This window comes from Mesobacillus zeae (assembly GCF_003570705.1).
Taxonomy (GTDB): Bacteria; Bacillota; Bacilli; order Bacillales; family Cytobacillaceae; genus Mesobacillus_C; species Mesobacillus_C zeae.
On record NZ_QWVT01000023.1, the window covers coordinates 72,992 to 92,377 of the forward strand.

The 19,386-nt window shown below is 44.2% G+C and carries 18 protein-coding genes and 1 riboswitch; of the genes, 5 read left to right on the forward strand and 13 right to left on the reverse strand.

Annotation, left to right across the window (positions count from 1 at the left end; all coding sequences use genetic code 11):
* Positions 1–143: 143 nt before the first annotated feature.
* Positions 144–275, forward strand: a complete 132-nt coding sequence (gene sspL, locus D1970_RS13805) for a small, acid-soluble spore protein L (protein ID WP_119113455.1) — start codon at positions 144–146, stop codon at positions 273–275.
* Between the two features lie 157 nt (positions 276–432).
* Here sspL and D1970_RS13810 read toward each other — a convergent pair whose 3' ends face one another.
* The 8 genes from D1970_RS13810 to D1970_RS13850 form a co-directional block, all read right to left on the reverse strand.
* Positions 433–1,299, reverse strand: coding sequence for a 5'-3' exonuclease (locus D1970_RS13810; RefSeq protein WP_119113492.1), 867 nt, complete (start codon positions 1,297–1,299; stop codon positions 433–435).
* 114 nt (positions 1,300–1,413) lie between these two features.
* Positions 1,414–2,247 (reverse strand): sulfurtransferase, encoded by an 834-nt coding sequence (locus D1970_RS13815; RefSeq protein ID WP_119113456.1) that lies wholly within the window; start codon positions 2,245–2,247, stop codon positions 1,414–1,416.
* Between the two features lie 183 nt (positions 2,248–2,430).
* The gene (locus D1970_RS13825) at positions 2,431–6,105 is read right to left on the reverse strand and encodes a dynamin family protein (protein WP_119113458.1); all 3,675 of its coding nucleotides are present in this window, start codon (positions 6,103–6,105) and stop codon (positions 2,431–2,433) included.
* Positions 6,106–6,431: 326 nt separating this feature from the next.
* Positions 6,432–7,004, reverse strand: a complete 573-nt coding sequence (locus D1970_RS13830) for an isoprenylcysteine carboxyl methyltransferase family protein (RefSeq protein WP_119113459.1) — start codon at positions 7,002–7,004, stop codon at positions 6,432–6,434.
* The gene (locus D1970_RS13835; RefSeq protein ID WP_119113460.1) at positions 7,004–8,089 is read right to left on the reverse strand and encodes a type III polyketide synthase; all 1,086 of its coding nucleotides are present in this window, start codon (positions 8,087–8,089) and stop codon (positions 7,004–7,006) included. The genes D1970_RS13830 and D1970_RS13835 overlap by 1 nt, the downstream gene beginning before the upstream one ends.
* Positions 8,090–8,301: 212 nt before the next feature.
* On the reverse strand, positions 8,302–9,075 hold the full coding sequence (locus tag D1970_RS13840; protein WP_119113461.1) for an SDR family NAD(P)-dependent oxidoreductase: 774 nt from the start codon (positions 9,073–9,075) through the stop codon (positions 8,302–8,304).
* A gap of 353 nt (positions 9,076–9,428) precedes the next feature.
* Positions 9,429–10,736: a nucleobase:cation symporter-2 family protein gene (locus D1970_RS13845; RefSeq protein ID WP_119113462.1), complete on the reverse strand. Its 1,308-nt coding sequence runs from the start codon at positions 10,734–10,736 to the stop codon at positions 9,429–9,431.
* Positions 10,733–11,329: a xanthine phosphoribosyltransferase gene (locus tag D1970_RS13850; RefSeq protein WP_119113463.1), complete on the reverse strand. Its 597-nt coding sequence runs from the start codon at positions 11,327–11,329 to the stop codon at positions 10,733–10,735. The genes D1970_RS13845 and D1970_RS13850 overlap by 4 nt, the downstream gene beginning before the upstream one ends.
* A 121-nt stretch (positions 11,330–11,450) precedes the next feature.
* Positions 11,451–11,551, reverse strand: a riboswitch (purine riboswitch).
* 413 nt (positions 11,552–11,964) lie between these two features.
* Here D1970_RS13850 and D1970_RS13855 point away from each other — a divergent pair.
* From D1970_RS13855 to D1970_RS13865, 3 genes are read left to right on the forward strand one after another with little or no spacing between them, the layout of a single operon-like run.
* Positions 11,965–12,114 (forward strand): cytochrome c oxidase subunit 2A, encoded by a 150-nt coding sequence (locus D1970_RS13855; RefSeq protein ID WP_119113464.1) that lies wholly within the window; start codon positions 11,965–11,967, stop codon positions 12,112–12,114.
* A 28-nt stretch (positions 12,115–12,142) separates the two neighbouring features.
* On the forward strand, positions 12,143–12,622 hold the full coding sequence (locus D1970_RS13860; protein ID WP_119113465.1) for a cytochrome c oxidase subunit II: 480 nt from the start codon (positions 12,143–12,145) through the stop codon (positions 12,620–12,622).
* Positions 12,619–14,271 carry a b(o/a)3-type cytochrome-c oxidase subunit 1 gene (locus tag D1970_RS13865; RefSeq protein WP_119113466.1) on the forward strand — a complete coding sequence of 551 codons (1,653 nt, stop codon included), beginning with the start codon at positions 12,619–12,621 and terminating at the stop codon, positions 14,269–14,271. Before D1970_RS13860 ends, D1970_RS13865 begins: the two co-directional genes overlap by 4 nt.
* Before the next feature lie 61 nt (positions 14,272–14,332).
* Here the strand turns inward: D1970_RS13865 and yunB are convergent, their stop codons facing one another.
* A complete protein-coding gene (gene yunB / locus D1970_RS13870; protein WP_119113467.1) occupies positions 14,333–15,085 on the reverse strand; it encodes a sporulation protein YunB in 753 nt (250 codons plus the stop codon).
* 168 nt (positions 15,086–15,253) lie between these two features.
* Between yunB and D1970_RS22435 the strand changes: the two genes are divergently transcribed.
* Positions 15,254–15,394, forward strand: a complete 141-nt coding sequence (locus D1970_RS22435; RefSeq protein ID WP_181213414.1) for a hypothetical protein — start codon at positions 15,254–15,256, stop codon at positions 15,392–15,394.
* Between the two features lie 192 nt (positions 15,395–15,586).
* On the opposite strand, the gene D1970_RS13880 is transcribed toward D1970_RS22435, so the two are convergent.
* The 4 genes from D1970_RS13880 to D1970_RS13890 form a co-directional block, all read right to left on the reverse strand.
* Entirely contained in the window at positions 15,587–17,512 is a 1,926-nt protein-coding gene (locus tag D1970_RS13880) for an ATP-dependent DNA helicase (protein ID WP_119113469.1), read from the reverse strand.
* A 145-nt stretch (positions 17,513–17,657) separates the two neighbouring features.
* Positions 17,658–17,828 carry a hypothetical protein gene (locus D1970_RS22440; RefSeq protein ID WP_181213415.1) on the reverse strand — a complete coding sequence of 57 codons (171 nt, stop codon included), beginning with the start codon at positions 17,826–17,828 and terminating at the stop codon, positions 17,658–17,660.
* A 73-nt stretch (positions 17,829–17,901) separates the two neighbouring features.
* The gene (locus D1970_RS13885; protein WP_119113470.1) at positions 17,902–18,084 is read right to left on the reverse strand and encodes a hypothetical protein; all 183 of its coding nucleotides are present in this window, start codon (positions 18,082–18,084) and stop codon (positions 17,902–17,904) included.
* A 97-nt stretch (positions 18,085–18,181) separates the two neighbouring features.
* Entirely contained in the window at positions 18,182–19,321 is a 1,140-nt protein-coding gene (locus D1970_RS13890; RefSeq protein ID WP_119113471.1) for a THUMP domain-containing class I SAM-dependent RNA methyltransferase, read from the reverse strand.
* Between the last annotated feature and the right edge of the window lie 65 nt (positions 19,322–19,386).

Genomic DNA, 19,386 nt, shown 5'->3' on the forward strand with positions numbered 1-19,386 from the left:
TTTTTTAATAAACGTGTTGATTTTATACTGCATTAGCGCTCTTGTTCTCTGTCTTGTGTGAACTAATAATTATCAGGAGAGGTTATCTATTTATTCCACTATTTAAGGGCATGTTAAACAACAAAATGACGAGGAGGGTTAGCATGAGCAAAAAGACAGGCAGGGGAACAAAAGCCCCCGGAGTCAATCCACAGGGGTACGGCCAGGATGCCGATCGGACAGAAGATCCAAAAACAGCTTTGGAAAACGCAGCTAAGCGCAGCAATACAAAGTAGCAGCAGATAAAAAACCAAAATTCGGCATTTAAACTATTCTGCGGAATATTCATTGTAAAATACAAAAAACTGCCGCTCCCTGCCCTTTCGGGGCAGGGTAGCGGCAGCCTTTTTCAAAAAGACCATTTTCAACAACTGAAACGCTCACTGTTTTTCTTTAAGCGAGAATTGGGTTTGCAGGCAGCATTTTGTGAAGGCCTTTCAGTCCAATTTCGTCAAATTTAGCACTTACTTTTTCTCTGTCCAACTGAAAAAATGCGTGGTCAAGATGGCACTCCACAGGGACATCACACTTGATTTCCGCAAGCCTTCTGCTCAAATGCAGCATTTCAAGGTCTTGTTCAATCTTCGTTTTTTGCCCCTTTGTCAGGTTATCAAGATTTTCGATGATCCCTTCAACACTGCTGTATTGCTGAAGAAGCTTGACAGCAGTCTTTTCGCCAATCCCGCGAACTCCCGGATAGTTATCGCTTGGGTCACCCATCAACGCCTTCAAATCAATCATTTGTTCAGGCCAAATGCCTTTTTCGCCAAAAAGTGTATGGCGGTCGTGAACAAAATAGTTTCCATAGCCCTTCTGTAGCAAAATGACAGAAACTTGTTCGTCAATCAGTTGGAGGATGTCTTTGTCGCCAGTCAAAATCGAGATCCTGACATCCTTCGGTGCATTCTTTGCAATCGTACCAATGCAATCATCCGCCTCAAAACCCTCAAGTCCGACATTTGGAATATCGAAAGCGGACACAACTTCCTTGGCTAGGGAGAACTGGGGAATGAGTTCAAGCGGCGCCTCTTGCCGATTCGCTTTATACAGGGGAAACATCTCATTCCTGAAAGTTTTGCTCCCCATATCCCAGCATACCGCCACATGTGTTGGCCCAAAGCCCGCAACTGCTGAAAGCATATGTTTGACAAAGCCATGGACTCCATTAGTTGGCACACCCTTAGAATTGAACATAAACTGACCGGTAACAGCAGTTGCGTAAAAAGCCCTGAACAGCAGTGCCATCCCGTCAATCAACATGAAATCTTGTTTTTTCAAAATCGTACCTCCTCGGTTGGAAGCCGGACACAACTCATCTATTATATCATGGGGCGGAGCTGTTGGGCCTGCCAAATAATCCTGTGAAAATCCAGCTTATTCCTTGCCAGTTGAAATTATATTATCTTTATGCGATATCCAGTCGCTGAAACTGCCTGTGTACAGTTTTACATTTTTAAAGCCTGCTTCCTTCAGAGCAAGGAAGTTTGGTGTCGCTGTTATTCCAGATCCGCAATAAACAACAATCGAACGATTTTTGTCATATTCCGAAAACCTTTTAGCCTGTTCTTCAGCACTCTTAAAAATTCCCTGCTCAAATGCACCTGCCCAGGGCATGTTGAGTGCACCAGGAATATGGCCTGCTTTTTGATCGATAGGCTCCTCGATTCCGAGATACCTTTTTTCCTCTCTGGAATCGACCAGGATGCTGTCCCGATGTTCAACTGCGTGCTTAACCTCGTATAAATCAGCAGCTATTCCCTGATTTATACGAGGTGTAAAGGAAGTTTCCTTATAAGAAGGAATTTCGGTTTCCGTTACCTTACCTGCTTTACACCATGCTGAAAAACCGCCATTCAGAACATATACCTTCTCATGCCCCGCATATTTAAGCATCCACCACAGTCTTGAAGCAAAGGCTTCACCGCCATTATCATAGGCCACCACGATTGTATCATTGCCTATCCCGTTCTTCTCCAGCTTCTCCCGGAAGCTTTCCATATTCGGCAACGGATGTCTTCCGCCGTGTTTCTCAGCGGCCCCTGACAAATCCTTTTCCATATCAAAATGGACAGCTCCCGGTATATGGCCCTGTAAGTAGTCAATCCTTCCTGCATGGTGATCAGCCAGCGAAAAGCGGCAGTCCACCACCCTTACACTCTGTTCATTGAGCCTCTCAGCCAGCCATTCAGGTTTTACGAGATTTGTCATGTTCTCCCCTCCATTTTTCCTTTTCCATTAGGTTCTTCACATGCTCCTTTGGTTCCCAGCAGTTAAACTTATAGTCTGGCTTTGTTTCGTAACCAAGCCGGCTGCAGTAATATTGGACACCTCTCTCGTCTCTGACCGAACAAAAATTAACACAAGTCGCACAAGCATGAAAGCGATTGTTCATTAATGGAGATCCTCGCAATTCTCCCTGATGGCAGCCAGTTTTTCTTCAAGAGTACTAACCGGTATTTCAGAACCAATCGCGGATGAGATGGCCATGAAAAATTCAGAAACCTGATCTTCAATGTCATCGAGCAGGAAAGAAAATTGGTTCTGCAATGCTTCACTGTAATGTTCTTTCATTCTCGCGTTTTCCATTTTCAAATATTCATCAGCAGGCAGCTGAAAAAGGTGCTCCAAATCTTCGCTCATCTGCTTTTTTTCGTTTTTTTCGAAAAAGGCTTTAGGATTTTTAAAGGCCCCGAGAGTCTTTCTGAAAACACCCCTGTCCATCGTCTTAAAAGCTTCCTCGAACTCCATTTCAGCAAAAGTCAAGGGATCTGCTTGCGTAAACGACAGTCCTGAATGGACTTTTTTGAGTTCCTTTGAAAGATTTTCCTGGAAGTCACTCATTATCTTCCCAATAAAATGTTCAACCCTGACAGTAGAAGCCCGAAGTTCCTGGGCAAAGTCGTAGCCGATGCTTGCTAGCAAATCCTCCAGCGAGGACTGCAAGGCTTTTTTCAGGTCCCTGCCGTCATCCTTCAAAACTGCCGGGTTGAATGCTTCGCGGAAGAATTCACCAAACCGGAAAAAGACTCTTTGCTTAATATAATATACAAGCTCATCCGCTTCCTGCAGCATACGGAAAAGCAGCTGCTCCGGCACCTGATTTCTAATTGCAGCGACCGCTGCCTCCTTCGTCTCTGCCAATTCATCAAGCCTTCGCTGCTTCTTCTCACTGCTCTCCAGGGCAGACTGGATCATCTCCTCAAGCTGATTTACAGCCTGCTCCCATTTAGCGTTTGCTGAATCAATCGCCATCCCTGTCAGATCGTTCGCAATAAACGAGTAAAAAGATTCTTCAAAAGTAGCGAAACCGGAATGCAAAGCTTCGGCATTTTCCCTTTTTTCCTTTAGGGCCAACATACTTGAAACTGGATAGAGATTTGGTTTCCTTATTCCGTATTTCATGAGTTGTTCACGGACATACTCAAGGACAGAATGCAACTCCACTTCTGAACCTGCGAGGTCAACTGCGTTTACCAGGAAGAACATTTTGTCTAGCTCAAAAGCATCTTTCACCCTGCCAAGCTGGATGAGAAATTCACGGTCAGCCCTTGAGAAAGCATGGTTGTAATAGGTGACAAACAGGATCGCATCAGAGTTCTTAATATAATCAAAAGCAACACCTGTGTGGCGTGCGTTAATTGAATCCGCTCCAGGTGTATCAACAAGCGTGATCCCTTCCCTCGTCAATGGACAATCGTAGAAGACCTCGATTACTTCCACAAAGCAGGACTTTTCTTCATCGGCCACATAAGCAGGGAATGATTCCAGATCAAGGCTGAGCATTGATCCAAACCGTCCTTCAAACAAGCTGAATCCATTGCAGAATGCCTTAAGGAAAGAAGCATGGAGCCTCTCTTCCGCCCCTCTATCCTCTGCTCCATTTATTGCGGCTGCTTTTAATACAGCCTCGTTCAAATTTTTAGCTGAAAGCCCAAAAAGCTTTAATGACCGGTTCACTTCTCCTAGCAGCTGTTCTGGATCCTTAGCTTTGACATGGACGGTTCCGTGCGGGTGCAGTCCATCAACAGGCTTGATTTTATTAATTGCCGCCGTCGTTGGATTGGGCGAAACAGGAAGCAGCTTTTCACCAATCAGAGCGTTGGCAAATGAAGATTTGCCGGCACTGAATGCACCAAATAGCGCAACGGTAAATTGTCTGTTCTGAAGCCGGTATGCTTTATCCGAAAGCTCTCGTGATAATTTGCCAAGGCCGGGAAGATCGTTAATTTCATTCGCAGAATGCGTAAGCTTTCCAATCACCTCGCTGATATGCTGATGGAATTCTTCGAGGCTCTGGTCATTTTTTTTCTTCTGTCCCGTTTGGTCCTCCTCGGCAAAGACGTGCTCTGGCTTGTCATCATGAAGAGGAAGGACGTCGCCATTCTCCATGATTTCTTCATCAGCCTCAGGGGATGCGAACAGTTCTTCCGGTTGGACACCGACGAATAATTCCTTGTCTGAATAGAGGATATCGAACACTTCACCCTTCAGATTGGACAAGGTATTCTTCCCCGCTTTCATTTCTTGATAGGCAGCTTCAAGAACGGAAAGCCGCTCCATATCTTTAAGCAGCTCATCTTTCTCTTCTTCAGCCTGTGCGGCTGCAGCCTTGGCAAGCGAAACCTTAAGCTGCTGGAGCTGTTTCCTCACTTCCATTTTCACTGCTTCTGTTGCATCATTTGTATAGACAAGCACATAATCCCCACTTAGCCCTGCACCGTCCTTGACGGTTTCTTCAAGAAGCTTAGGAGTGATTTCAACTTTAAAAGATTGCACACTTGCTGTCAGTCCGCTATCTTGCACTCCTTTATCTTTCATCCATTTCAACAAGTATTCCTTTAGATGCCACTCAATTTGAGTCTGTACTTTATCATTTAGGTTTGAGTGAAATCGTCCCAATCTTAGCGAACGTTCCTGCATCGTTTTTTGTTTGGCAAAAAACAGGCCGGCCTTAAAACCAGGCTGCATCGCCTTAAGATATTCCTCGGCAAGCTCTCTTGTCTCGAATGGCATAAGATAGGCATTCTTAAGGATTGAACCGATTCCAACGGATATCTCTTCCTCAAACCTGCTAGCCTGCTGTTCCAGTGCCCCAAGCTTCTCCTTTGCGTCTGACAGTGCGCCTGAAAGCTTGGGCCGCTCTTCATTTGGTACTGTGTGCAAAGCTTCTTCAAAAGGGGTTATTTTTCCCTCGTACTCGTCTTGCAGGTCATTGATATGGTCCTCGGCTACTTTCACGAGCGACCTGCTGATGGAGCCCGGAAGAAAGGCTTCACGCGCTGAAATTTGATTCTTGATAAACTGGCGGAGCTCATCAAACTGGTTCCCCGGCAAGTTCTCCTTTTTCAAAGAGGTATAGAAGATTCCCCCCGGCTTAACACCCCATGCTGCAAAAGAATCCGAAACACTTCTTTGAAACTCATCAAACCCAAGCTCCCCGCTGTTATGCTTGTCAATCTGATTGACAATCAGGTACAGGCTTTTTCCAGCATCAGTCAGTTCTTTAGCGAACATAAAATTCAGTTCAGATTGCACATGGTTATAATCCATGACATAAAAAATAAGGTCTGCAAGATGCAGTGCAGATTCTGTCGCAATCCGATGAGCGTCATCCGCAGAATCAATCCCCGGCGTATCAAGAATGACGCAGTCCTCAAGCATTCGGGCGCCTCGGTGACTGATCTCAATAGCCTTAATACTATCTCCATCCCTGCAGTGATGCTTCACAGTTTTATAATCATATGGCGCCGGATAAAGCCGCGGCTTGCCTTCCTTGAAAAATACCCTGGCATATTCTTTCCCCGAGCGGACCTTGACGAGATTGGCGCTGGTCGGGATAGGGCTTGACGGCAGAATTTCTTCCCCAACAAGAGAGTTAATCATACTCGACTTTCCTGCCGAAAAATGCCCGCAAAAGGCAATGGCGAACTCCCTGTCAATTGCTTTCCTCCCAAGCTCCATCGTCCTTTCTAAAGCCTTCTGATCATTCCTTTCGGCAAAAAGTTCATGCAGCTTTGCTAGTTTTCGAATTAGTTTGCGCTCTTCTTGAGCAATTGTATGACCCATATTCCAGACCCCTTGTGACAATTTTGTGAATAGCTTCATTATAATTAATTCTTTACTATTTTCCTATATTTACAGCCTATTCTGTGAAAAATAAAAAGCCCGGTACAGGGACCGGACTTCAATCTAAGTATAATCGTTCATTTTAGTGGGGTTTAATCACATTGCCCAATACATGTTTCATAACTGCTGCATAAATTACGACTGTTGACAAAACAAACAAAGGAACCATTTGTTCACACCATCCTCAAGATGAGTTTTTTAAATGAGAATAAATATCAACCTCAATGAACAGTTTATCACCATTGATTCTCATTTTCAACTGGTCTCTATTGATTGTCATACTTATTTAACAAATTGGGCAAAAACCTGTTGCTTTTCTCGAACGCCGAGCCGTAATGAGTAAGCTCCTTCAAGGCTTTTTCCTCAGCAGGAATCCTAAAGGACAAAATGATGATGTTGAGGACTGTAAAGACAACTGCGGTGATTACTGCGTTAAACATAAGCGGGATCACAATGATTTCAGTTACGACGACAACGTAATTAGGATGCTTCATTATGCGGTAAGGACCCTTTTGAACAACGTCTGCACCCGGAAGAATGATGATTTTTGTATTCCAGAAATTCCCTAGGGATGTAAGCGCCCAAATTCTCATTATCTGTGCAGCAAAAAATAATGAGAGCAACAGCGGCCAAAAATCCGAGAGTTCCCTGTTGAACCACTTCACTTCCAGAATCGTTGATAACAGGAACGCAACATGAATGACAACCATTGCTTTATAGTGTCCCTGTCCTGTTTCTACAGCGCCCCTGGACTTCATCCAGCGTTCGTTTTTCCGGGCAATTATAAGCTCAGCCAGGCGTTGAAGGATCACAAAACCAATAAACAGATAAAAGGGCATCATTCCCACCTCAATAGCAGCAATTCCGAACTGAATCCTGGTCCTAACGCTGCGGCCAGCCCGATTTCCCCGTCTTTTGCCGTTTCCATAAATCGTTTTAATACATACAAAATTGTTGCCGAAGACATATTCCCATGCTCACTTAATACATCGAGAGAGACATTGGTCATGGTTTCACTGAAACCCAATGCATTGACATAAGCATCCAGCACCTTCTTGCCTCCAGGATGCGCAATGAAATGGTTAATGTCATTAATGGAAACTTCTTGCGAATCCAGAAATTCCGTGACATTCGGCTTAAGCCAGTTCTCGACAATTGATGGAATACTTCTTGAAAAGACGACGTACAGACCTTCATTTTTAATGTCCCAGCCCATGACATCAAGTGAGTCAGGCATTAAAGTAGAGCTTGTTCCTAGGATGTGTGGTGATATATTTCCCTTCCGGTATCCTTCATACCCTGATTCTTCCCCGCAAATAAGGGCACAGGCCACACCGTCCGCGAATAGTGATGTTCCCACCAGATTGCTTTTTGAACGGTCGTTTCTTTGGAACGTCAGGCTGCAGAGCTCGATGGTTAAAACAAGTACCTTCGCTTTTGGAAAAGCAAGGCAGTATTCATAGGCCCGTGACACCCCTGAAGCGCCGCCGGCACATCCAAGCCCCCAGATTGGAACCCTTTTTGTATGGGGAGAAAATGGCAGGATATTCATAATCCGTGCTTCGATGCTTGGAGTACTCATCCCCGTGCTTGTAATTGTAAAAATGGCATCAATTTCATTAAACGGAACTTGTTTGTTCAAAAAATCCACGCTCGAAAGGCATGACTTTACCGCCCTGGTCCCCAACTCAACAGCAGACTCGATAAAAGCGTCGTTCTTTTCCTGAAAAGAATGATCTTCGCCAAACCAGGAAAGCTCCTTGGCAAAATGGCGTTTCTTAATTTGTCCGTTACTAAAAACATTCAGCAACCTTTTTATATCTGAGAATGACTCCGAAAATAATTCTTCTGCAAACTTCATGACCTCGCCCTGCTCAATGGAATGGGGAGGGATGGTTTCGGCTGTTGATAGAATGATTGGCATCTCTGATTCTCCTTACATGTCCTAAGGTTACTTTTTCCATTTACCCTTAGACTATGCATCGGAAACTAACCAAAGCTTTCGTGATATATTTCAATATAAAAAAAGACTTTCCCGGTTGGCGGGAAAGCCTGACGTTCTGAAGGAGTTGCTGTGCATTTATATTATACCGCAAAGGTGCTTCCTTAAACAAAAGTAAATATCTTCCTAGCGAATCAGAAGCCTTGGATGGTCATCCCGCCATCTACAAACAATGTTTGCCCTGTTATGTAGCTACCAGCGTCTGAACTCAGAAAGACTGCGGGCCCAACCAGCTCAGGCAGCTCGCCGATTCTATTTAATGGTGTAACAGCAAGGATATCACGTACATAGTCCTCATCCTCGAGGAGCTTCTCTGTAAGTGGTGTCTTGAAATACCACGGACCAATAGAGTTTACATTGATCCCATATTGGCCCCATTCCATCGCAAGCACTTTTGTCATTTGGATCATAGCCGCTTTCGTAGCAGCATAGACGACTCCTGTCCGCAATGCGACATGCCCGGCAACAGAAGCAATATTGATGATCCTGCCGCCCCTGCCGTCTTTTTTCATCTCTTTGCCAGCTTCCTGTGACATCATGAATGCAGATTTAAGATTTGTATCCAGTATGGCCTGCCACTCGTCATCGGTTACATCTAGCGCTTTTGAGCGGATGTTCATCCCGGCATTGTTAATAAGGATATCAATACTCCCACACTCGCGCGCAATATGTTCCACAGCATGCTGTATATGGCCCCGTTTGGTTACATCTGCTGGTACAACCATTGCTTTTCGTCCATGATCTTCAATTATGCCTGCTGTTTCCTCTAGGTCTTTTTCTGTTCGCGATATCAGGGCTACATCGGCACCTGCTTCAGCAAGCCCAATTGCCAGAGCACGTCCAATCCCACGGCCTGCGCCAGTCACTATCGCGGTTTTACCGTCAAGGCGAAATGAAGGTAAGTACATCGTCTATCACCAATCCTTTTACTGCGTTTTTTCCATTTTAACATTTCCCTCAGAAAAACACCTTGTTGGCACATTGAAAACAGTTTTTCAGCAAATGCGCTCAAAAAAGACACCGGATTACTTCCGGTGCCACCGATGTTTCTTTGTGTTCGAATGATTCTGAACTTCTATCGTAATTTTCCGGACTGCCAAAATTCCGCAACGGCTACATTGGCGCAAGTCATCATAAAGCCGCAGGCACCTTTCACAATAATACTTCTGCATGTCCCCTTCACTTCCCTGGACGATCACTTTACTAATAGTTTATTCGCAAAGATAGGAAATGTGATGAAAAAGGCAGAAAAAGTTGCCAATCAGGATGCCTGCTGTTTGACTGCAGGAAGGGCAGTTGGTTTTTTATAAGGAATGACATTGAATACGATATTTAAGAGGATTGCTGTAATGCTGCCTGCGACAATTCCATTCCCTGTAAGGATCTGCAGGCTTTCAGGCATTTTTGAGAACAATTCCGGCACTGCTGTTACCCCGAGACCCATCCCAACCGAGCACGCGATGATCAATAGGTTTTCCTGTGAAGAAAAATCAACTGCGCTAAGCATTTTGATGCCGTATGAAACAACCATGCCGAACATCGCAACCATCGCCCCGCCCAAAACGCTCGCTGGAATGACTGTTGTAAGTGCGCCAATTTTCGGCATAAGCCCTAATATGATGAGGAATGCGCCTGCTGTATAGATGACATTTTTTCCTTTTACTCCTGACAGCTGAATCAGCCCGACATTTTGGGAGTAGGTCGTATAAGGAAAAGCGTTGAATATACCGCCGAAAAGTATGGCAAGCCCTTCTGCCCTGTAGCCTGCCGCCATATCTTTTTCAGTCAGCTTTTCATCGCAAATATCGCCAAGAGCGAAATATACACCTGTTGATTCGACAAGGCTGACAGAAGCTACAAGAATCATTGTAAGGATCGGAGTGATTTCAAATGTAGGCATTCCGAAATAAAAAGGTTGTGCAATATGGAACCAGGATGCTTCCGAAACTGCGGAAAAGTCTACCTTACCCATGAACATAGCCACCGCCGTTCCAGCAACCAGGCCAAGGAGAATGGAAATAGAACGGATAAAGCCATCGAAGAACCGGAACAAAACAATGATGAACAGGAGCGTTCCAAATGCTAGGGATATGTTTGGCAAAGAACCAAAGTCAGGGCTGCCAACACCGCCAGCCATATTGTTCATTGCTACAGGAATCAGTGTAATCCCAATGATTGTTACAACAGAACCAGTCACCACCGGCGGGAAGAATCTTACAAGCTTCCCAAAAAAATTTGAAATAAGGAGAACAAATAAGCCAGATGCGAGGATAGCCCCATAGACAGCTGGTATACCATATTTTCCTCCAATTGCAATCATCGGGCCGACCGCTGTAAAGGTACAGCCTAGGACCACTGGAAGGCCGATTCCGAAAAACTTGTTTTTCCATACTTGAAGCAACGTAGCGATACCGCACATAAGAATGTCAACCGAAACGAGATATGTCAGTTCACGGCCATCGAGCCCCAGAGCCCCTCCAACGATCAGAGGCACTATGACTGCTCCCGCATACATCGCTAATACATGCTGAATGCCAAGGGATGCGACTTTTAATGGATGTTCCTTCATTGTATGGTTTCCTCCAATTCATTCGATAAAAACTCCACCTGGCCGTTTTCCAGGGAACTGATCCTCGCAAGTGATTCAACTTTAAAGCCTTTTTCTCTCAGTTTCTTTCCACCATTCTGAAACGCTTTTTCAATGACAATGCCTATACCTGCCACCGAAGCTCCAGCGTCTTCCACAATTTTCGCCAGTGCGAGAGCTGCCTCTCCATTTGCAAGAAAGTCATCAATGATTAGAATGCTGTCATCATGATTGAGGAAAGAACCCGAAACTGAAATTTCGTTCGTTTCTTTTTTCGTAAAAGAATATACATGCGCTGTCAGCAGGTTATCAGTCAATGTCAGAGATTTACGCTTTCTCGCGAAAATGACCGGTACATTCATTTGGAGTCCTGCCATAACTGCCGGCGCGATGCCAGAGGACTCTATTGTTAAAATCTTGGTAATTTTCTCTTCCCTGAAAAGATAAGAAAACTCTTTTCCCATTTCATACATCAGCTGTGGATCTATCTGGTGATTGAGGAAAGAATCCACCTTCAATACAGTCGGGCCCAGCACTTTACCTGCCTCTATAATCCTTTGCTCCAGTGCTTTCATCATTCACTTCTCCTTTTCTCAATCAAATTAAAAAAGCCCGGGAACATTGCTTCACTCGTTTATGAAGTGAAGCAATGTTCCCGGGCCGAATAATCGGAAGAAAAGAAGCTATCATTCCGGCAGCTTCCCATTGCCCACTCATAGTCGGTTCGTTTACGGCGACCGGTAGAAACTTGCAGGCCTTATCCCTGCGATTATACAAGTGCTACTATCAAATTTTAAAACAATTATATTATCATTCTATAATGATTTCAACATTTTAGTTGAAAAAACGAACATTTTTTATTTTAAATAGTATTATTATTCGTAATTAGATATAATTTTCAAATATTTATCTCTCTGAAAGATATGTGAAAATACTTGCATATGTTTTCCATTGTTGTTTGTCCAAAGAGAGACTTTCATCACTCTTGTTCAAAACATCACAATATCATTTTCACAAAATGTCCACATTTACAATCTTCGGACTGTGATTTAAATCACCGGTATAACAACTTTCCACTACTTCCATAGTGAATACAGAAACAATGAACAATTTGTGAAATACCAAAAGCGTATGGAACTTTATGTTCAATTTTGTATGATGAAAAAGTAATCATTGATTTTTTCAATTTTTCAAAGGGGAGTTGAGCTCAATGGCACAGCCTGGACTTCAAAAGAAAACAAGCACAAAAACAGAAGATACATCCTCGCTGAAAGGAACACTCATTTCTGTATTCCTGGTCGGATTATTCCTGATCATCACGTGGGTTGGCGTTTTCTATCTATTTATGGATCGTTTTTAACTAAGAACATTAAGGGGAGAGAGTAGCAATGCATATTCATAAGTATGAAAAGATCTGGCTCATCTTCGGATTGACAACACTTCTCATCTTTTTATCGGTACTTGGAGTAAGCGCTTTTTATCTTGGCAACCAGCCTCCAAGCTGCCTGGCAACCATCAATCCGGAGAAAGTGGATACAACCAAACCGTTCAACAAGCCCGGCCTGAAGAAAGTAAAAGGAAAGGCTTGGGATTACGAACTAGTCTTCGTTGCATCCGCATTCAACTATAATCCTGGAGAAATAGAAGTACCAAAAGGGGCTAAAGTCAAAGTGATTGCGACAACTAAAGATGTAATTCACGGATTTGAGGTAGCCGGAACCAACATCAATATGATGCTTGAGCCTGGCTTTATCAGTGAATTCGAAACGACATTTGATAAAACAGGAGAGTTCCTGATCGTCTGCAATGAGTATTGCGGGGCAGGGCACCATATGATGACCTCAAAGATTAAGGTGGTGGAATCATGAAAACAGCTGCACTGAAAACGGTTGATCGCCGCGACGGCAAACTGGCGATGGCTCACTTCTATGTCGCATTTATCGCGCTTGCTCTCGGCGGACTCGCTGGTCTTCTTCAAACACTGGTCCGCTCGGGAAAATTTGAGCTTCCAGCAGGGATTGGCTACTATCAAATCCTCACGGTTCATGGCGTTGTTTTAGGCCTCGTGTTGACTACCTTTTTTATTATGGGCTTTCAATTAGCTGCCGTCAGCAAAACTTCCGGCACTCTGACAAATAGGCAAAGATTGATTGGGTGGATCGGCTTTTGGCTAATGACTGCAGGCACCTTGATGGCTGCAGCAATGATCCTTTTAAATAAAGCATCTGTGCTTTATACTTTTTACGCTCCACTGCAGGCACACGCCCTCTTCTATATCGGCCTTACCCTCGTCATTGTCGGCAGCTGGCTGGATGGTGCGGCTATCATCATGGCTTATGCTCGCTGGAGAAAAGCAAATCCAGGAAAACCAAGCCCGCTATTGACGTTTATGTCACTTGTCAATACGATTCTATGGATTGTCGCAACAATCGGCGTAGCTTCAACCGTATTGATTCAGCTTCTTCCATGGTCGCTTGGCCTTGTAGACCGTGTCGATGTCCTGGTCAGCAGGACGCTGTTCTGGTATTTCGGGCATCCGCTCGTTTATTTCTGGCTGCTTCCAGCCTATATGGCATGGTATGTGGTCATTCCGAAAGTCATTGGCGGAAAGATTTTTTCAGATTCGCTTGCAAGGATGTCTTTCATTCTGTTCCTGCTGTTCTCTATCCCTGTTGGATTTCACCATCAGCTGACAGAACCGGGAATTGATCCTGCCTGGAAATTCCTGCAGGTCATCCTTACCTTCCTAGTCATCATTCCATCGCTCATGACAGCCTTTTCGCTGTTCGCAACTTTCGAGTCGTATGGACGTTCAAAAGGAGCTACAGGACTTTTTGGCTGGGTGAAGGTTCTTCCATGGGAAGATGCTCGTTTTACTGTTCCATTTATCGGTATGCTTTCATTCATTCCCGCTGGTGCGGGCGGTATTATCAATGCCTCCCACCAACTCAATCAGGTGGTCCATAATACGATTTGGATAACAGGACATTTCCACCTGACATTGGCGACAGCCGTTATCCTGACTTTCTTTGGCATCACCTATTGGCTTGTGCCTCACTTGACAGGCAGGACACTGACAAAAGCGCTGAACAAACTTGCCATTATCCAGGCCGTCTTCTGGGCTGTCGGAATGACTTTTATGTCCGGTGCTATGCATGCTGCCGGGCTGCTGGGAGCTCCGCGCCGCTCCTCCTACTCTGAATACGGCGGAGCAGCTCAGGCTGCAGAATGGATTCCATACCAGGTCGCACAAGCAATCGGCGGGTCCATCTTGTTCCTGGGAATTATCCTTATGCTCTACATCTTTATCAATCTGGCTTTCTTTGCTCCGAAAGGTGAAGAGGAATTCCCGGTTGGAGAAACTTCTGAAAAAGCCGAAAAAACTCCAATGGTATTTGAGAATTGGAAGTTGTGGCTTGGAATCACCGTCCTTTTGATACTTTTCGCATACACCATTCCATTTATTGATATGATTGAAAATGCGCCAATTGGCTCCAAAGGATATAAGCTTTGGTAGTCTTGTAAAAGGGAGAGGCTGGCAGTAATTCTGCCAGCCTCTTCCTTTTTATTCACCGACTCTATTGTCCATCCGGCACGATAATAGGGTTAACATCACTTTTTCCCCCACTGTTTCCATTATAATATTGTGGTACATCCCCCTGTAAAAATAAATCACCAATTTTAATAGAATTAGAAATTTCGATTTGTTTTTCGACAAGCGGGATGACCACATTCATTTGCACGGTTACTTTTACATATATTTCAAGAAAGGTATTGTTAATTCCGGTTTGCTTGATCCTTGTCTCCACATCCGATATGACGTTTCCAAGGATTTCAAATTTAACAGGGATTTTCGGGCCCATATTCATGAACAAAGTGTTATTTGTAGCCATACCGAGCGGAATATTATAAATGATTTTTTCACCATTATTATCCTTGCCTTTTTTTAGGTTTGTTTCATTTTCCTCTTCAGGCAATGTGTCTACAATATTATCAAGGTTATGCTGAACTCTTTTTGAAGCATCCGAGATGACCTTATTATATATTTTCGGGTTAAAGCTGTAGCCAAGCGTATCCTTATCCTTATGGATGATAATCAAGTCCGTCATATCTAGGTTACCGACAATCTCCGTTGAAATCGCATCATTGATGGCAAGTGCCGCAAACTGCCTTGCTTTTGTTTCCGCAACGCTGATCAGGGTGGGTTCAATATACTTATTGATCAGCCAAAGGCTCTGGAATGTACAGATGACAAAGGTAATGAACGTAATGATAAAAATCTGGTTGAGGGAAAGAGGCCCCCTCTTGATCACCCTTTTTCGCAATCGCATATGATTCCCCCTCCTACACTATAATATGTTGGATGGCCGCTAATAGACGCCAAGCCTTCATGTATTCGGCAGGCCGTTGCCATTTTTCTGGTATATCAGGGAATAGGATGGAGAAAAGTTATTTTGCTTGGGCAGCCATGGTATCATGATGAAAAGGGAGGCAAGAAGATGGAGGAAATGGTAGGCCGATGTGACACATGCGGCAAAACAATTTATTGTCTTGATGGCTTTCTTAATGGTGTTCACACAGACTCCGGTTCCCTGCAATGTTTTCAATGCTATGAAGCAGATACTAAAAAAGAAAACTAAAAAGACCGCCGAAAAAACTATTTTCTGTGGTCTTTTATCGTTTTCTTACAAGCTTCCAAAACTTTTTTCGGCTCGAATACACTGAACTTGAATAAAAAATGAGCCTTCCATTGAAATTTCAGAAACCGTTCACGAAAAATGCGGCCCATCTCTCAAGGAGAACGGCCGCATTTATACTACATGACAGGCTTTTTACACAGCAGCTGGTGGAACAGGCAGGACTTCAAGAATACTGGAGCGTGTTTCCTCAGATATTCCCTGCTCAAGAAGGATATCCACCCTCCCGCTGTCTTCATGCGTCCTGATCAGGCGACCAAGGCCCTGGCGCAGCCTGAGAAGCATGTAAGGCAAGTCCACATCGTTATACGGGTCAGCCGCTTCTTCTCTTCTTGCTGAAAAAACAGGATCATTCGGCGGAAACGGGAGTGAGAAAATAATAACATTCTGAAGCGAGCTGCCTGGTACATCAAGGCCTTCCCAAAGGTTCACAGAGCAAAGGACAGAATTCGCCTCATTTTGAAATCTTGAAACAAGCGTGCTAATTTCCGCATCACCCTCAAACAGGACAGGGAAAGGTGTATCTTCCCCGATAAACTCTTTAAAGGAATGTAGTTCAGCTTTGTTTGAAAAGAGGATAAGCGCGTGCCCGCCCGTATCTATTAATCTTTCCAAGGTGAAATCCGCCTTTCCAGCAAAATCACCTTGAGGGAATTCAGGTATGGAAATGCTCATCCTGCTTCCATAATCAAACGGTGAATCAACAGAAAAAGATAAATAATCATCAATTCCAAGGCTGGAAGCTACGTATTCGAAAGACTTTCGGTCTGACAATGTAGCAGAAGAAAAAACATACGGTTTCTTTTCTGAGAACACTTCCTTACGAAGGATTTCACTGACCATTTTTGGCATGATCACAAGCGTTTTCTCTCCATAGCGGCTCTCGAGCCAATTGATACCTTCTCTTCTGCGGACAAATAAGGAAAGAGAAAAACTGATTTGATCGAGATATTCTTCAACAATTTTCAGGCTATATTCATTGAGAATGAACATTTCGCTCTCAAATACAAGTTCCTCCTGTATTTCATCAATAAGCGCCAGGAGCCTGTCCGCTTTTTTCATGATGCCTTCCGTTTTATGGACCGCCATCTTATCAGATGACTGGCTATCTGTGCTATTTGCTGCGAGTTCCGTAAAAAAGTGCTCATTTAAAGAAAGTGCCTCTTCCATAAGCAGCAATGTTCTTTCCCTAATATCATTTCCCATAATTCTTTCAAGAAGGGTTTCAAGCGTCCGTTCTGCAAACCTGTAGGTCAGTGCCTTTTGGCTGGCGAATTCCAGAAGGTGCCCCTCATCAAAGACTACGCACGAGCTTTCAGGCAAAAACGGGAGCTGGCCTTCCCTCTTTCGTGATTCCCGTGTCCATATATGTTCCATATAAAAGTCATGGGAACAGACTATTATGTCAGCGGCATTTCGATAATGTTCGCGCTGCAGGGTCATTCCGCAACGGTGATAGCGGCTGCAGGCAAGGCAGTCCTGTAAAGGATCCCATCCGATCTTCGCCCAGTGTTCATCAGGCAGTTCAGGATAATCCTTGCGGTCACCATACTTTTCAAATTTCTGAAGGACCTGGCCCTCACCCAGAGCAAACCTGGGCAGGCTGTCGTATACATCATCAAAAACTTCTGAATCCCTCGAAACTTGAGCATCAAGCTTGTTCAGGCATAGGTATTGGTCCCTCGACTTGGCGAGCCGGACATCAATATTAAGATTAAGGGCCTTTTCAAGCTTCTTGATGTCCCCTTCCTTTTTGACAAGCTGTTCTATCAAAGTTTCATCTGCACATGCTATGATTGCAGGCTGCCTTGTATAGCGGGCATAACAGACTGCATACAGCAGGTAAACGATTGTTTTCCCGGTTCCGACTCCGGCCTCCGCGAAAATTGACTTCTTTTCCTTAAATGCTTTTTCCAGCTGGAAAGCCATATAAATTTGCTCGTCCCTTAATTCAAATCCCGCCTCCGGCAAAATATCGTAAAAAACGTCTCCAATCCAGTCTCCGAGTTTTTCATAAAAATTTTCAGTCTTTTCTATTGTAAAAGGCAGGCTGCCAGGCATATAATCCCTCCGAACAAATGATAAAGCGCCTATTAAGGCGCTGTAGTGTCGTTTCTCTAATTTATTATATTAAACCATTTCATTATAATAAACATCCGGGCGGTCTGCCACTGTTTTAGCCTGCCTGAACCAATTTATTTTCTTCCTACTGCCTTATACAGACTGAAAGTCCATGAACCAAGGCAAGCCGGAGATTTTGCTCTGCCGATTCGAGGTTATGGAAAGCCGGCCCGTAAACTCCTCTTTCCTTAGCGATATCTCTCGTATGTAATAAAGCCCTGTATATTTTATCATAATCAATTGACGGTTCATGCATAGGCCTTCCCCCATTCTTATCATTCATTTTATTATATTAGGCGAATGGCTCTATTATTCCCGTTAATCCTGTTTTACATACCTGGCTGACGTCTCTTTAATTGCTTTTGTACCGCTTTGTCCCTTTCTCCACCATCTGAAAGTTCCTCAGTAAATCCCTGACCTTTCAGCCCTTCTTTCCCGACAAGCTTCGATGTGCGGATTGTTGTTTGATCCAAATTATTATTCGGTGCACCTTGTTCATTCCAATCATTCATTATCTTCGCCTCCTTTTCTTTATTATCGCCCCACTGGAAGGCTGTCATGCAAAAAAAAACAAGGTATCCATCAGGATACCTTGTACTTATCAAGCCTCTATTCTTTTCTCGGCGGCCTTTTTCCCCAATACTGGTAGTAATCGGTCCTGATAAATCCATTAAACAGTTTTCTTTTCTTTGTTGCCGGCTTGCCGTATAGCCCCTCAAAATGCTCGTTTGATGTCAGTATATAATAGGACCATGTATCAAAGCTTGAGAAAGTCTCTCCCAGCTCCCTATATATCTGATCAACCATCTTCTTTTCACCAATCCGCTCCCCATATGGAGGATTGCAGACAAGCACGCCATACTCTTTTTTTGGACTGAAATCCTGCACTCTCATCTGTTTGAAGCTAACAAGATCTCCCAGTCCTGCTTCAAAAGCATTTTCAGCGGCAATTGCAACCATTTTATGGTCTATATCGCTGCCCGTGATCTCGAGCGGCTGATCATATTTCGCCAAATCCTCCGCTTCATTTCTAGCCTGTTCCCAAACAGAATCAGACATCCAGCTCCATGATTCGGAAACAAACTCCCTGTTAAAGCCTGGGGCAATATTTTGGCCAATCAGTGCAGCCTCAATTGGAATTGTGCCAGAACCGCAGAAGGGATCCGCGAACGGACGATCAGGTGTCCAGTTTGTCAGGAGCACGAGGGCAGCAGCAAGCGTCTCTTTCAATGGCGCTTCACCCTGCCCTGTCCTGTAGCCCCGTTTATGCAGTCCGCTTCCGCTTGTGTCGATTGTTAAAATTGCCGTGTCCTTTACCAGGGATACCTCAATTTTGAACAACGGACCATTTTCCTCGAGCCAGTCAGTTTTCTTGTAATGTTTACGTAAACGTTCAACAATAGCTTTTTTTACAATAGCCTGGCAGTCGGATACACTGAAGAGCTTGGATTTTTGCGATTTTCCCGATACAGGAAATTCAGCATTTACAGGAAGAAAGTTCTCCCATGGTATAGCCTTTGTCCTTTCAAACAGTTCATCAAAGCTGTATGCCTTAAATTCGCCGGCCTTGATTTTGACACGGTCTGCTGTCCTAAGCCAGAGATTGGCCCGGGCAATCGCAAGCTCATCTCCCTTAAAGGTAATCCTGCTGTTTTCCACTTCACATTCGTACCCAAGAGCCCTCACTTCCTTGGCCACAATTGCCTCAAGCCCCATGGCGGAGGTTGCAATCAATTCATATGGTTTCATGTTTTCACCCTTATAGATAATTACTTACTGAACCTCTATCATAACAGTTTTCAAGTGGAATCACC